The organism is Lentzea alba (assembly GCF_047445655.1).
GTDB classification, from domain to species: Bacteria; Actinomycetota; Actinomycetes; order Mycobacteriales; family Pseudonocardiaceae; genus Lentzea; species Lentzea alba_A.
The window spans coordinates 306472-320474 of sequence record NZ_JAJAEG010000005.1 but is presented as its reverse complement, the minus strand read 5'-3'; the positions used below and the strand labels follow the sequence as shown (position 1 = coordinate 320474).

Below are 14003 nucleotides of genomic sequence, written 5' to 3'. Positions count from 1 at the left end.
GGCAAAGCGCGATCCGGCACGGATCGCGCTTTACTTGATCGCGCCGCTACAGCCGCGAACGGACCTCGTCGGCCTTGGGCTCGCCGAGCTCCTCGAACAGCGTCACGGACTCCACCCAGCACTTCTCCGCACCACGGCGGTCACCGAGGCCCTCCAGCGCCAGCCCGAGGTTGTCCAGCGACTCGGCCTGCCCGAAGAGGTCGCCGATCCGCCGGAACGTCTCCAGCGCGCGGTCGACGTACGAGACCGCCGAGGGGAAGTCGGCCAGCCCCCGGTACACCTCGCCGATGTTGTTGAGCAGGATGGCCTCGCTGTAGGGATCCTTGATCGAGGCTCGAAGTTCCAAGGAACGCAGATACCGCGCCAATGCCTGATCGAACCGGCCGGCGTCGGCGTGCATCAGGCCGATGTTGTTCAGCAGCACCGCTTCCGTGTGCGAGTTGCCCAGCGAGCGGGCGATCTCGGCGGACTGCTCGTAGCACTCCAACGCGTCGTCGACCCGGCCCGTGACCATGTACGCGATGCCGAGGTTGTTGAGCACCCGCTCCTGCCGGGCCCGGTCGCCGAGCGCGCGGAAGATCGTGAGTGCCTGCAGGCTGCACTCGATCGCCTCGTCGTGGCGGCGGATCTCGCGCAGACCGATGCCGAGTGTGACCAACGTCAGGCCCTCGCCGACGCGGTCACCGGCCGAACGCGCGGCGGCCAGGGCCACCGTGTGGGTGTCGATCCAGTCGGCCCAGTGCTTGCGCAGGTTGAAGAAGTCCCACAGGCATTGAGCCAGGCTCCAGGAATGCACCGGCAGGCCGTGCTGCGCCGCGTCGCGCACAGCCGCCACCAGGTTCGCCCGCTCGGTGTCGCACCACCGCAGCGCGGCGTCGCGGTCGTCGAACGTGCGCGGGTGCACGGATGGATCAGCGGTGGCGATGTCGAGTTTGCGCACCGGGTTGAGCTGCAGTGAGGCGTGCCACGACGTGTGCACGTACCAGTCGAGCACGCGGCGTCGTGCCAACGCGCGCGCAGGCGGTGGTTCCGCGGCGACAACCTGCTCAACGGCGTAGGTGCGCAACAGGTCGTGCAAGCTGTAGCGGCCTGGAGTGTGCTGCTGGAGCAGGTGCTCGTCGAGCAACGTCTCCAGCAGGTCCTCGGCCTCGTACGCGGTCAGCCCGGCGAGCGCGGCGGCGGAGTCGGCGGTGACGTCCTCGCCGGGGTGGAGACCGAGAAGTCGAAAAAACCGCCTCTGGTGGTCCGGCAACGCCTGGTACGAGAGGTCGAACACGCCTCGCACACCGAGACCGCCCCCTCGTTCCAGCTGTGCCACCAGATCGGCAACAGTCCACTGTGGTCGGCGAGCGAGTCGTTTCGCGGCCAGGGCGACCGCGATCGGCAGGTGCCCGCACAGCTCGGCGACCCGCGCGGCGCCACCGGGATCGGCCGAGATCCGGTCGGCACCGGCGATGCGCGAGAGCAACGCGATGGCCTCGTCAGCGGTGAAGACGTCCAGGAAGACCGACTTCGCCCCGTCGAGCCCCATCAGGCTGCGGCGGCTGGTGATCAGCACGAGACAGGAGGCACCACCCGGCAGCAACGGCCGGACCTGGTCCTCACCCGCCGCGTTGTCCAGCAGCACCAACGCCCGCTTGCCCGCCAGCCGGTCGCGGTACAGGGCGGCCCGCTCCGCCAAGGACTCCGGGATCTGCCCGCCCGGCACACCCAGCAGACGCAGGAAGCTCTCCAGCACAGCGGAAGGATCGGCAGGCAGCTCATCAGCGTCGAACCCGTGCAGATCGGCCCACAGCTGGACGTCCGGATACCGTTCCACGAGCTGGTGTGCCGCCCGGACCGCGAGCTTCGTCTTGCCGACACCCGCCATGCCCTCGATCGCGGAGATCACCACGGTGGTGTGCGCCTCCGGAGAGCACAGCCGCCGCAGCTCCGCCTCGCGCCCGGTGAACTCGGCGATGTCCATCGGCAGCTGGCGGTGCGCGTTCAGAGCCGCGGGCGATGGCACCCGGCTCTCCAGGATCACCTGCTGCAGCTGCCGCAACCGCGCGCCTGGTTCGACCCCGAGCTGTTCGACCACGTGCTTCCGCGCTGCCGCATAGGCTTCCAGCGCCTCGCCACGCCGGCCGGAGCGGTCCAGCGCGAGCATCAACTGCGCCCACAGTTCCTCACGCAACGGCTGTTGTGCCGTCTCCCGCCGCAGCCGGTCGATCACGTCGTCGAACCGGCCCAGCTCCAGCGCCGCCCTGGCGTACCGCTCGACGGCGGCCAGCCGACGTTCCCGCAGCCGCGTGAACTCCGCGTGCAGCAACGGTCCCGCGTTCGGCGCAGGAGTGCCCTGCCACTTGGCCAGCGCCTGCGCGAACAGGTCCGCCGCCGCTTCGGCATCACTCTCGGCGGCGGCTTCCTCGCCTTGGCGCACAAGGGCGTTGAACGTGTCCAGGTCGAGCTCACCGGGTTCGACGACGAGCTGGTAGCCGTGGCCCGGCCGGGTGATCAGCCGGTCGCCCAGGACCTTGCGCAACCCCGCCACGTACGTGCGCAGGTTCGACTCGGGCGACACCGGCGGCGCGTCCCAGACCGCGTCGGTGAGCTGTGCGACGCTGACCGCCTCGTTGGCGTGCAGCAACAGCATCATGAGCACCGCGCGCTGCCGGGGGCCGCCCAGCTCCAGCGATGTGCCAGCCCGCCGGACCGTCAGCGAGCCGAGCAGCAGGAACTCCACCGGTGTATCTCTCCTCGATGCACTGAGAACGTTCGGATCCGAGTCATCCTCGCGCACTTCAACGGCTTCTGTGCGCGGCCTGGGCGAAATCTGTGCGCACCGCGTGACACTGTCGTCCCCAGATCCGGTACCTGCGCCGTCCGGGCCCGAACACCCGGGACAGGGGGTCGGCGCAGTTGCCTGGTCCGGTTCCCCCAAGAACCCGGCCGGCGTGTGAAAGTCACCGCACACGTCGGCCACCTCGTAGAGACCGGTGGCCCGGACGGGTCCCCCAGACTGCACCGGGCCACCACCTCTACTCGCGCACCGCCATGGGAACGCCGAACCGAACGGGCACGCCCGGCGAGTGCAGCACGCTGACCGGTGGACCCGAGGGGGCGTCCAGACCGGCCGCGGCCACCAGCCCGTCGTCCAGCTCCAGCAGCCCGGCCTCGTGCAGCGGCCACTCCGGGTGGTCGTTCGGGAGGTAGAGGGTCCGGCCGTGCCACGCCACGTGCAGTCCCCATCTCGCGGTCAGGAACCGCTCCAGCTCACCGGCCTTCAGTGCAGGCCCGGTCCTGACGACAACGCGACTCGACGCGCCACGAGGCCCCGGCCAGATGCGCCGGCACGTGTAAGTGAGCACGTCACCAGCGCGTTCCAGCCGCATCGACGACCACTTGTACGGCAGCCGCGCGCTGATCGTGGCACCGAGCACGGGCACGAGCCTGCTCGCGTCGAGAGACAGGAACACGACCCCGCGCCTGCCCGCCGAGTCGACGGAGTACAGCCGGACGTTGGTCTCGCAGAACGTGCCCACGTACGGCAACCGCGGCCCGACCCGCCCGCCGATGGGATGCATCCGGAACGGCACCAGCCCGAGGTACGTGACGCCGTCCAGCACGTCCGGCACCGTGCCGGCGGGCATGAACCCGGCGACCGACTCGGGCCGCGCGGCCCAGTGCAGGAACGTGACGTCACGCCACCACTGGCTGACCGCGGCGAACGGCACAGGACGCGGTGTCAACGGCGTCACCGGCTCCGTCATGGCACCGAACGTACCGCTGAGCGGGCGAGTTCTCGTCCACGTGACGCGGCCGCAACTCGAAGGCACTAGAAGAGGTGCATGGAAACCGCCGTGAAGCATCCGGTCGACCAGGTGCTGCCACCTGCCCGGCTGGGACTGCTCGGTTTGCAGCACGTCCTCGCCATGTACACCGGCTGCGTCACGGTGCCGCTCGTCTTCGGCGCCGCCGCGGGCCTCGACACCCACACCATCGGCCTGCTGGTCAACGCGGACCTGCTGGTAGCGGGCCTGATCACGCTGCTGCAGGCGCTGGGCATCGGCACCGTCCTGGGCATCCGGCTGCCGGTCGTGGCGGGCGCGACGTTCACCGCCGTGACGCCGATGATCCTGATCGCCGGCCAGTACGGCGTGCAGGCCGTCTACGGCTCGATGCTCGCCGCGGGCGTGTTCGGGATCCTGATCGCGGTGCCGTTCGCTCGCGCGGTCCGGTTCTTCCCGCCCGTGGTCACCGGCTCGGTGATCACCGTGATCGGGTTGTCGCTGATCGGGGTCGGCGCCGGGCTGATCACCGGCCAGGACCCGGCGGCCGCCGACTACGCGTCGCCGCGCAAGCTCGCGCTGGCGTTCGGCATCGTGCTGGTGATCGTGCTCGTCGGCCGGTTCGCCCGCGGCCTGATCGGCCAGTTGGGTGTGCTGATCGGGCTGGTCGGCGGCACGATCGCGGCGATCTTCCTGGGCATGACCGACTTCTCCGACGTGGGCGGTGCCGCGTGGCTCGGGATCGCGCAGCCGTTCCACTTCGGCGCGCCGCAGTTCCCGCTCGCCGCGGTGATCTCCATGTGTGTCGTGATGCTGGTGACGTTCACCGAGTCGACCGCGTCGATGCTCGCGGTGGGCGAGATGACCGGGCGTCAGGTGACTTCCCGCGACCTGGCCAGGGGATTGGCCGCCGAGGGCGTCTCAGGCGTGCTGGGCGGGGCCATGAACGGCTTCCTGGACACCGTTTTCGGGCAGAACGTCGGGCTGGTCGGCATCACGAAGGTGAGCAGCCGGTACGTGGCGGCGGTCGCCGGCGGGATCCTGGTGGTGCTGGGGCTGATCCCGAAGCTCGGCGAGATCGTCGCGGCCCTGCCCGGACCCGTGGTGGGCGCGGCCGGGCTCGTCATGTTCGCGACCGTCGCCGCCCTGGGCATCGGGATCCTGCGCAGGGTCGACTTCGAGAACACCGGGAACCTGCTGATCGTCGCCGTGACGATCGGAGTGGGGCTGCTCCCGGTCGTGGCACCGAAGATCTACCACTCGTTCCCCGCCTGGGCACAGGTGATCGCGGGCAGCGCCATCACCAGTGCGGCGCTGACCGCGTTCCTGCTCAACCTGCTGTTCAACCACACTCGTCGGAACACTTAGTGGCTTCACGACGGTGCGGTAGCGGACGACGCGGCTCACGGACCCCGCTGCCGTCACCGCCGCCCTCGACCCAGACGGTCACGACATCCCAGCGTTCGGCGTGCGTGCCCGCGGCAGGGCGCTGCGCCACCACGACGCCGTTCATCAGGGGATGGGGACTGTCCGGATCCGGACCCTGCAGGAGCAACCCCGCGTCGTGGCCTGCCAGCCACGCGTCAAGCGCCTGCTTGCCGTGGAAGTTCGGAACTACTACTGCCACACGACTTCACCCGCTGACGACGGTACCCCACCGAGCGCGCAGCGTGTCCGTGAACGCCTCGAATTCTGCCGCCATCGAGACGTTTTCGGGCTCCAGCAACCACTGCTGCTGCAGGCCGTCGATCACCGCGATCGTCGTGCGCACGATCGTGCCGACCGGGGCGTCCTCGCTGATCTCGCCGCGCTCCTGTCCGATGTGGACGGCGTCGGTCAGCCAGTTCCGGATGCTGTCGTAGTGCTCGCGGACCCACGCGTGCGCGGGGTGGCCTGGCTCGATCGCCTCCGCCGCGAGCCGCACGAACAACCCGACCAGCTGCGGGCGGGTCGAGTTGCGGGCCACCAGCGCCGTCAGCGCGTCGAACGCCGCCCAGCCCAGCGGCGGCTCGCTCGTTCCGGACAGGAAGTCGCCGTCCTGCCGGTCGCGTTCCTCGAGCACCGCGGCGAGCAGCGCCGCCTTGCTGGGGAAGTGGTGCAGCAGACCGGACTGCGAGAGCCCGGTCTTCGCCGCCACCGCCGCCACCGACGTGCCGCGGAACCCGGACGTGGCGAACAGCTCGGTCGCGACGGCCACGGCCTTGGCCCTGGACTCCTCGCCCGAGATGTCGACCCGCGACCTGGCCCGGTACTTCGGTGGGAACGACACGGCTCACCTCACTCCTGATCGGCCCGCAGGGTAACGCGAACGTCGCCCAGACCCCGCGCGATGAGCACCTCACCGCCGGTCAACGGGTGCCAGCCGTCGTCCCAGACCCGTTGGACGCGCGGTGAGCACTGGACCTCGACGACGGTGGTCTCACCGGCCGTGAGGTCCGCAGTGGCCCAGCCGATGAGGCGGACGGGTTCGTGTTCTGGGCGCAGGTAGACCTGGACGACCTCGCGGCCGGGCCTGGAACCTGAGTTCGTCAGCTCCACCGACACCGAGCTCACGATCCCGTCCACAGTGGACAGTGTGGCCGGGCCGTAGGTCCAGGTGGTGTAGCCGAGGCCGTGGCCGAACCAGAAGAGGGGGTTGGTGGCGGCTCGGTAGCCGATCGCGGTGCCTTCGGCGTAGGGGAGGACGCCGTCGACAGGCTGCACCGGGAGAACCGCGTCGGACACCGCCGCCCCTGCACCGGCCTCAGCCACCTCGTCGGTGCGCGGGAAGGTCGTCACGAGTCGCCCGGCAGGTTCGACGTGCCCGAGCAACGCCGCCGCCACCGCGTCCCCTGCCTCCTGTCCCGGCAATCCTGCCCACAACACCGCGTCGACCTGCGACAACCACGGCATCAGCACGGGCGTCGCGGCGTTCACCACGACCACAGTGCGTTTCGCAGCCGCCGCCACCGCCGCGACGAGCGCGTCCTGCTCACCGGGCAACGCGAGCGTGGTCTTGTCGAAACCCTCGGTCTCCTGCTCGTCGGTGAGGCCGACGACCACGACCGCCACCTCCGCCTCGCGCGCGGCCCGCACCGCGGCACCGATCACCTCGGCGGGAGGGCGGGGAACCGGCTGGGCGATCAGGCCGACCAGCGCGGCAGCCTCGCGCACGCGAGCCGTGATCCGGTCGCAGGGGGAGACGACGACCTCGGTCGTCCAGAACGGCGGCTTCAGCAGCGCCTCCTCCACGATGCCGTCCGCCCAGGCCAGGCGCGTGGCGTGCTGCCCACCGGAGACCTCCAGCGTCCAGTCGCCGAACCCGCGCACGCCGACCAGCATCCGCGTCGGCTCGGACAGCACGACCTCGCCGGACACCTCGATCGACGCGGCACCCTGCGCCCAGCCGCCGTACGCCGCGAGCTCGGCGATCTCCATCTCCCGCGACGCCAGCACCGCTCCGGACGCGTCGAACGTCGTGGCGCGGATGTCGCGCAGCACTCCGGGACTGGGAGCGGCGTGTCGGAACCGCACCTCCACACCGTCCACAACGGACACGTCGTTCAGCGCCGAGTTCAGGCCGTCGGCGATGCTGATGACGTGCGGCGGCCGCAACCCGGCCGAACCACCGCCCTGCGCGACGGTGTCGAGCGCGTGCCTGCCGATCAACGTGACCCGCGAGGTGTCGGAGAGCGGCAGCACGCCGTTGTTCGTCAGCACGGTCATGCCACCCGCGGCGAACCTGCGCAGCTGCTCACGGCGAACCGCGCTGTCCGGCGCGGGCACATCGACGGGCCACGCGCGTTCGCCGCCGAAAGCGCCGGTGCGGGAGGCGAGGAGCAGCAGGCGGCGCAGGTGGTCGTCGATCACCGACTCGGCGACCTCGCCCGCCTCGACCGCGGCGACGAGCTTGTCCTCCCACGGCCCGCCAGGACCGGGCATCACCAGGTCGAGCCCGCCGTTCGCGCTCGCGGCCGTCGAGGAGGTGGCGAACCAGTCGGACATGACCAGGCCGTCGAACCCCCACTCGCCCTTGAGCACGCCCTCCACCAGTTCGGTGTGCTCGGTCGCGGGGATGCCGTTGACCTTGTTGTAGGCCGCCATGATCGCCCACGGAGAGGCGTCCTCGACGACGATCTCGAACGGCAGCAGGTACACCTCGCGCAACGTCCTCGCGTCCAGCGCCGAGCTCACCGTGCGCCGCTCGGTCTCCGACTCGTTGGCCACGTAGTGCTTCGGGGTCGCCGCGATGCCCTTGTCCTGCAAGCCACTCACGTAGGCGGCGGCGAGCACGCCCGTCAGCAGCGGGTCCTCGCTGTAGGCCTCGAACAGCCGGCCACCGAGCGGTGTGCGGTGCAGGTTGATCGTCGGCCCGAGCACGACGTGGACCTGTTGTGCGGCCGCCTCGTCCGCGAGCACCTCGCCGACCTCGCGGGCCAGCGCGGGATCCCAGTGCTGGGCGAGCAGCGTCGCGTTCGGCAGGACGCAGGCGATCACACCGCCCCTGAGCTCGGCGCCGCGCACCCCGGTGGGCCCGTCGGACAGCTTCAGCTCGGCCAGCCCGATCGCCGGCTCCGGCCACAGGGCGAAGAGCGCGGAACCGGTCAGCAGTCGCACCTTCCGGGGCAGGTCCAGGCTCGCGATCGCCTTCTCGATGTCCATACCTGGGAGAGTACCGACCGAGTGCTCGGTCGGTATACCTCACCGTGATCGGTGCGTTATCGCGCGGTTACGTTGGGGTGAGCGTGAAGGCGTCGGCTCTACGTCGCGAACGCATCGGTTCCCAATTGGACAAACTGGGGCGGGTCGTGGCCGGTGCGGCACGAGATCTATTCACGACTTTGGGTTTTTCCGTCTCCTGAGCGGATTTGAGACGTCGTCCTCACGTCGGTGATCCACAAAGGATGGCTGTGAGCTGCTGTTCTCGTCGGCAAAATGCGAACGAAACGCATGTTTAGCACTGGTTCCGGTCTGGTTGCCGGGCTGTGGTCGGCCGTCGACCGGGCGGCGTATTACAGTTCGTCCATGTCCCGACTGGGTGTGGCTTTTATTCCAGTTTTGTTGGCATCGCTAGCCGTTCCGGCGCTCGCCGCGGACGGCTCGACCGTGAAGACCGTGGAGGACGCGACCGTCACGATCGACAGCGTGCACGCCACCGAGAACGGCTCGGTGGTGGTGGGCGGCAGCTACTCGTGCGAGTACCGGACGACCGTCGACCTCGAGGCCGGCTACCTCGGCCACCTGGACCCCGCCGACGGTTCCGGGTTCGCCCAGGGGCTGTACTGCGGCCCGAAGGCGCGGGCCTTCACGGTCGAGGTGCCCCTCGACGACCTGGTCATCCCCGGCCGGCCCGGCACCGCCGAGGTGCGGCTGACCGGCGCCCAGGGCGAGGTCCTGGAGTACGTCACCGCCGACCGTTCCGTGGACTGGGCGGACGCGAAGCCCGACTGGGAGTCCTACATCCTCAAGGCCGACGCGGCGGGAGCCGCGGCGAAGATCGACGTGGCGCTGAAGTGCGTGGTCGGTGCGCAGTACTGGGTCCGGCTCGCCGTGTGGGAAGCCGACGGGCCCAAGGGCGCGACGCGCAGCCCGTTGACGCCGTGCGAGTCCGGCACCGCCCGGACCACCATCTCGGTGCCGGGTGACGGTCCCGCGCACACCGATGGCGCGGACGTCACCGTCACCATGCGACTGGAGACCGGGGACGGTGCCGTCCTCAACGAACGATCCATCGGCACCCGATTCGGTTACTGAGCCTCATTCGCGGTCTTCCAGATAACGGGTGTGGTCGGCCTGCCTCTGTGCGTCGGCCGCGTGGAAGCGCTCTGCCACGCGCACGGCGTCGGTCTTGAGCAGGTCGAGCTGCCGCACGAGCTCCGTGCCGGAACCTCGTGCGGCGGCGTACCACCACGGCAGGTTCAGGTAGGTCTGCACCGACAGCGGCAGATCCGTGCCGACCAGCCGCGTCACGGCGTGCAGGGCGTCCGGGTCGGCGCGCAGCTCGCGGGGCCGGTCCAGCATGCCGCGCAGGACCTCGGCGATCTCCGCGAGCTTCGGCGCCACCTCACCGGGCACCCGGCCGCCGAAGCCGCGCACCCGTTGCACCAACGCGTCCAGCTCGGTTCTGAGCTGGCTGGCTTCTTCCTCGGGGTCGGTCACCAGGATGATCCGCTCCGGCGGTGCGGCGAGCGCGCCCACGCCGTAGAGGCCGATCACGACGAGCACCCAGTAGGAGCCCGCGAGCCCGGCGAAGTGCAGGAGCAGGCCGATCAGCCCGCCGGTGCAGCCCGCGAGGTTCTTCCAGGACGCCAGATAGCGCAGCACCGGGTTACTGGTAGCCACGGATCTCCTTGAAGGCCGCGGACAACGACCGGCTGCGGGCGTCGAACACCTTGCCACCGCTCATCTTCGCCACCGCGTCCATCTCGGCCGTCGCGCTCTCGCCGAAGAGCACCGGGAAGATCGGGATGCCCTTGAGGTGCTGCGGCAGGCCGGCGTGGAAGGTGGCGAACGCGTTGACGTCCTCGGGTCCGGTGTTCTCGCCGTCGGTCATCAGCACGATCGACGTGAACCGGTCCGGGTCCGCGTCGATCTGTTCGCGCAGGACGTCGTACCCGCCCCGCAAGCTGCTGTAGATCGCCGTGCCGCCGGACGCGTCGAGCGACGTCGCGGTGTTGCGGATCTGGTCGAGGATCGGGCGCGGGTTGTCCGCCGGCACCTCGTACTTCAACGCCGGCTGCGCGGTGCTGTTGAACGGCAGCAACGTCACCTGCTCGCGGCCGTGGAACCGGTTGAACTTGCCCGCGAGCGACTCGTCGGCGCCGGTGAGCCCGACGAGTGCCTGACGCAGGCTCTCGATGCGATCGCCTTCCATGGAACCGGACGTGTCGAGCACGTAGAGCGTGCGGGAGGGGCGGCGCAGCTGGTCGAAGTACGTGGTGATCAGACCGTCCACAGCGGACTGACTGCCGGGGAACGGCAGCTCTACGAGGTCCTTCACGGCGAACTTCGGGTCGAGCTGGACCTGCGGCACGGCCGGGCGGCGGTGCGTGGTGTCCATGATCTTGCGTTGGACGTCCGCGCTTCTCAGGTGATCGGAGAGCTTCTGGTGCGCGTCGCGGGCTTCCGACGAAGCCGCCGTGAGCAGCGTGAGCGGGTAGTCCGCGGTGACGACGCCGTCGCTCGGGTAGACGAGCGTCAACGGCTCGTTCTGCGACAACAACACCGACTCGTAGTTGATCAGACCGTCCACTTTGGCGCCGGGGTCCTCGCCCTTCGCCCGGCGTTGGTAGGCCTCGGAAAGCCAGCCGGACGAGCCCGCGGACAGCTGCTGCGCCGAGAAGAACTGCTTGAGCTGCGGTGCGACGGCGGCGATCCTGGCCGCGTCCAGGGCCGAACCCGAGCCGGACAACGCGGCCGCCACGCCGACCAGGGCGGAGAAGCCCGAGTTCGAGACGGACGGGTCCGTCATGCCGTAGGTGAACTTCTGGGCACCGGCCGCCTCGGCGATCTCGGTCCAGCCGACGCGTTTGGTGTCCCAGCCCAGCTCCTTGACCTTCGCGGTGGGCAGGCCCAGCACGACGGGGGAGGACATCACCTTGGTCGGCGTGCCGAGGCGTTTCTGGGCCTCCGGCACGAGTTCGAGGTAGCGGTTGGAGGAGAACCAGACGGCGTCGAAGCCCTGTTCGGCGGTGCCGCCGGCGACCTTGTCCGCGCCCTCGATGGTGCCGGTGAAGCTGAACTTCACCGTGATCCCGGTGGCCTTGGCGGCCTCGTCGAGGATCGGCTGGAGGTCGGCCAGCTCACTGCCCGCGAGCACGCGCAGGACACCCGGCTCGGGGTCGCCGACAGGTCTGGACGGGTCGGCTTCGTCGGAACATCCCGCCAGCAGCACCAGGACGGCTGCTGCGGGGATGAGGCGGCGGATCATTCTTGCTCCTCGGCGCCGCGCACGCGGCTCAGGTGGTCGTGGGCGCGCCGGATCTCCGTGTCCAACGCGGACACCGTGCTGGACATGGAGTCGGCCGCGCGGGCCTTGAACGTGTCGATGGCGTCGATCGCCGCGTAGATCTGGTCGAACGAGGTGCGCACCGCCTCGATGCCGACCGCCGGCGTCGCCGCGATGCGCTGGATGTCCGGTCCCTGCAACGACATCAGCGTGGCGTTCGACTTCAGGATCGAGTCGGTGAGCCCGCGCACGGCGTCGACCTGGTCGATCACCTCGCGCTGCCCTGCGAGCGCCGCGGCGACCGCGACCCCGATCCGCAGCGCTGTGACGGTGGTGCTGACCGCCCGTTCGATGCCCTTGATCAGCTCGTCGTTGTTGCGGCGCACGACATCCAGCGCCAGGTAGCCCTGCGCGCAGACCGCGAGCTGGGTCAGCAGGTCCTGATGCCGTTGCCGCAGCCCGAACAGCACATCTGCCCGCAACGCGTTGGCACGGCCGGGATCGGACAGGTCGAGGATCGCGACCTGCCGTTCGACCGCCTCGTCCATCTCGGCCGCGAGCGCGGCGTCCTGCGACAGCTTGGTCATCAGGTCCCACAACCGCTGCCGCTCGCCCTTGATGGCGGCGTTGTCGCGCTTGAGCGAGTCCTGGCCGGACCGCAGCTTGAGCACGATCCGGTTGACCGGCTCGTCGGCCGCTCGCAGCCGGGCGAGCAGGCCCTTCGCCGCGTTGCCGCTGGGGACGAACCCGAGGATCTTGCGGCCGGTCAGCTTGGTGAGGTCCTGCGGGTCGAGCTCGCGGACTGACCGCCGCAGTTCCGTCAGGCTGGTGGAGACCTGCGTGGTGTTCGGCGACGACACCGACGCGAGGGTGCGGTCGAGGAGGCGGCCGGCGATCTGTGCGGCCACCCGCATTTCCGCCTCGCCCAGCACCAGCGCCTCGTCGACGATCCGGCTGAAGTCCGGTGACTGCGGGTCGACCGCGGCCAGCGCTTCGATGAACTCCACGGCTTTTGCGGAGAGTTCGACCTTGGTGTCGTCGGCGACGGGGATGAGGCCGGCGGCGCGGTCGACCGGCACGGGTTCGACGGGCTCCGGCGGCGTGAGCACGAAGTCGGACATGTCAGTACTGCTTCGCGATCGCTTCGAGCATCCGCTCCAGGGTCTCGTGCGCGGGCGGTTCGACGACGTCCACGATCGTCTGCGGCACGGTCAGGTTCTTCTCCTTGACGATGTCGTTGAAGTGCTTGGGATCGGCGGTGCGGAACCCGAACGTCGCCGCGAGCTTGCCCAGCTCGGCGTCGCTCGTGAGCAACTGCCCGACCTTGTCGCCGGCTTCTCTCAGTGGCACCACCGTGTGCTTGGACAGCACGGTCGGCGCCGGGTAGAGCAGCTTCATGTCCGGCCGGATCGTCGAGTCGCCGCGCACCACCCGGTCGACGAACTGCGCCTCGTACGCCAGCACCAGCGGCGTCTTGCCCATGCCCGCGGACAGGTAGTCCTCGAACGGCCCCTCGGTGCTGCTCTGCGTGTAACCCTGGTCCAGGAACAGCTTCGACACCGCCGGCAGCACCTCGGCCTCGGCGTCCTGCGTGCTCACGACCCCGCCGTTCGCGACGAACGACGTGATCGCCAGGTACATCGCCGCCGAGTTGGAGTCACGCGGGTCGGTCGTCGTGACCAGCAGGTTCTTGCGCGCCGGGTAGGAGGTGTTGGCGGGCAACTGGTCCCAGCGCGTGCCCTTGGCGGCGAGGTCCAGATAGGCCTGCACGTCGAACGTCCGGTAGCCCGGGCCGTCCTTGACCACACCGGCCTTCGTCAGCAGGTCGACGATCGGGTCGAACGTCGCGACCACCATCGGCGACGAGAACGGCGCGTACGTCCGCGCGGCCTTGCGGTCGCGCTGGATCTTCTCGGCGGCGGGTGCGGACGAGGGAAACGCGAAGTCGTACGAGTTCAGGTCGGTGGCCGTCGCGATCTGCCGCGACCCGGCCGGATCCACCTCGACCTTGAGCCCGTGCTTGGCGAACACGTCCTTGACCCGCTGGTCGGCGAAGAAGGCTAGCTTCTCCGAACCGATGACGCCGCGCACCGTCGTGAGCTGGGCCGTCTTCTCGTCGCCCTGTCCCAGGACGATCGCGGTCACGACCCCGACCAACAGCACTACCGCCAGCCCGATGCCGAGCGTTCTCTTCACTGGGCCCACTTCTTTCTGGCCAACCCTGCTGAAACCCTGTCGGGAAACAGATCTTTCGTCACTTCGACGCCGCGATGGGGGCGGTCGTCGCAATCGTGAGGTGAACTCTC

11 protein-coding genes are annotated in these 14003 nt (G+C 69.7%); 2 read left to right on the top strand and 9 right to left on the bottom strand.

Annotated features, from left to right (window positions below; genetic code table 11):
• Positions 1-46: 46 nt before the first annotated feature.
• Together LFM09_RS11020 and LFM09_RS11015 are read right to left on the bottom strand one after the other, a co-directional pair.
• Positions 47-2725: an AfsR/SARP family transcriptional regulator gene (locus tag LFM09_RS11020; RefSeq protein WP_414096251.1), complete on the bottom strand. Its 2679-nt coding sequence runs from the start codon at positions 2723-2725 to the stop codon at positions 47-49.
• Between the two features lie 295 nt (positions 2726-3020).
• Positions 3021-3752 carry a YqjF family protein gene (locus tag LFM09_RS11015; protein WP_414096250.1) on the bottom strand — a complete coding sequence of 244 codons (732 nt, stop codon included), beginning with the start codon at positions 3750-3752 and terminating at the stop codon, positions 3021-3023.
• Positions 3753-3830: 78 nt separating this feature from the next.
• Between LFM09_RS11015 and LFM09_RS11010 the strand changes: the two genes are divergently transcribed.
• Positions 3831-5138, top strand: a complete 1308-nt coding sequence (locus LFM09_RS11010) for a nucleobase:cation symporter-2 family protein (RefSeq protein WP_414096249.1) — start codon at positions 3831-3833, stop codon at positions 5136-5138.
• Here LFM09_RS11010 and LFM09_RS11005 read toward each other — a convergent pair.
• Genes LFM09_RS11005 through LFM09_RS10995 form a run of 3 tightly spaced genes read right to left on the bottom strand, consistent with a single transcriptional unit; the run spans position 5113 to position 8411 of the window.
• A complete protein-coding gene (locus tag LFM09_RS11005; RefSeq protein WP_414096248.1) occupies positions 5113-5397 on the bottom strand; it encodes a PASTA domain-containing protein in 285 nt (94 codons plus the stop codon). The genes LFM09_RS11010 and LFM09_RS11005 overlap by 26 nt on opposite strands.
• A 6-nt stretch (positions 5398-5403) precedes the next feature.
• Complete coding sequence (locus tag LFM09_RS11000; RefSeq protein WP_414096247.1) at positions 5404-6039, bottom strand: TetR/AcrR family transcriptional regulator; 636 nt, start codon at positions 6037-6039, stop codon at positions 5404-5406.
• Between the two features lie 8 nt (positions 6040-6047).
• A complete protein-coding gene (locus LFM09_RS10995; protein ID WP_414096246.1) occupies positions 6048-8411 on the bottom strand; it encodes a glycoside hydrolase family 3 C-terminal domain-containing protein in 2364 nt (787 codons plus the stop codon).
• A 399-nt stretch (positions 8412-8810) separates the two neighbouring features.
• Here LFM09_RS10995 and LFM09_RS10990 point away from each other — a divergent pair, with 399 nt between their 5' ends.
• Entirely contained in the window at positions 8811-9503 is a 693-nt protein-coding gene (locus LFM09_RS10990) for a hypothetical protein (protein ID WP_414096245.1), read from the top strand.
• Positions 9504-9506: 3 nt separating this feature from the next.
• Here LFM09_RS10990 and LFM09_RS10985 read toward each other — a convergent pair whose 3' ends face one another.
• Genes LFM09_RS10985 through LFM09_RS10970 form a run of 4 tightly spaced genes read right to left on the bottom strand, consistent with a single transcriptional unit; the run spans position 9507 to position 13893 of the window.
• Complete coding sequence (locus tag LFM09_RS10985) at positions 9507-10091, bottom strand: hypothetical protein (protein WP_414096244.1); 585 nt, start codon at positions 10089-10091, stop codon at positions 9507-9509.
• Positions 10078-11679 carry a substrate-binding domain-containing protein gene (locus LFM09_RS10980; RefSeq protein ID WP_414096243.1) on the bottom strand — a complete coding sequence of 534 codons (1602 nt, stop codon included), beginning with the start codon at positions 11677-11679 and terminating at the stop codon, positions 10078-10080. Before LFM09_RS10980 ends, LFM09_RS10985 begins: the two co-directional genes overlap by 14 nt.
• Entirely contained in the window at positions 11676-12818 is a 1143-nt protein-coding gene (locus tag LFM09_RS10975; protein ID WP_414096242.1) for a toxic anion resistance protein, read from the bottom strand. Before LFM09_RS10975 ends, LFM09_RS10980 begins: the two co-directional genes overlap by 4 nt.
• 1 nt (position 12819) lies before the next feature.
• Complete coding sequence (locus LFM09_RS10970) at positions 12820-13893, bottom strand: hypothetical protein (protein ID WP_414096241.1); 1074 nt, start codon at positions 13891-13893, stop codon at positions 12820-12822.
• Positions 13894-14003 lie beyond the last annotated feature (110 nt).

Coding starts and splice junctions, on each gene's coding strand:
- LFM09_RS11015 (WP_414096250.1), bottom strand. CDS start 3,752: ATGACGGAGCCGGTGACGCCGTTGACACCGCGTCCTGTGCCGTTCGCC.
- LFM09_RS11010 (WP_414096249.1), top strand. CDS start 3,831: ATGGAAACCGCCGTGAAGCATCCGGTCGACCAGGTGCTGCCACCTGCC.
- LFM09_RS10995 (WP_414096246.1), bottom strand. CDS start 8,411: ATGGACATCGAGAAGGCGATCGCGAGCCTGGACCTGCCCCGGAAGGTG.
- LFM09_RS10980 (WP_414096243.1), bottom strand. CDS start 11,679: ATGATCCGCCGCCTCATCCCCGCAGCAGCCGTCCTGGTGCTGCTGGCG.
- LFM09_RS10975 (WP_414096242.1), bottom strand. CDS start 12,818: ATGTCCGACTTCGTGCTCACGCCGCCGGAGCCCGTCGAACCCGTGCCG.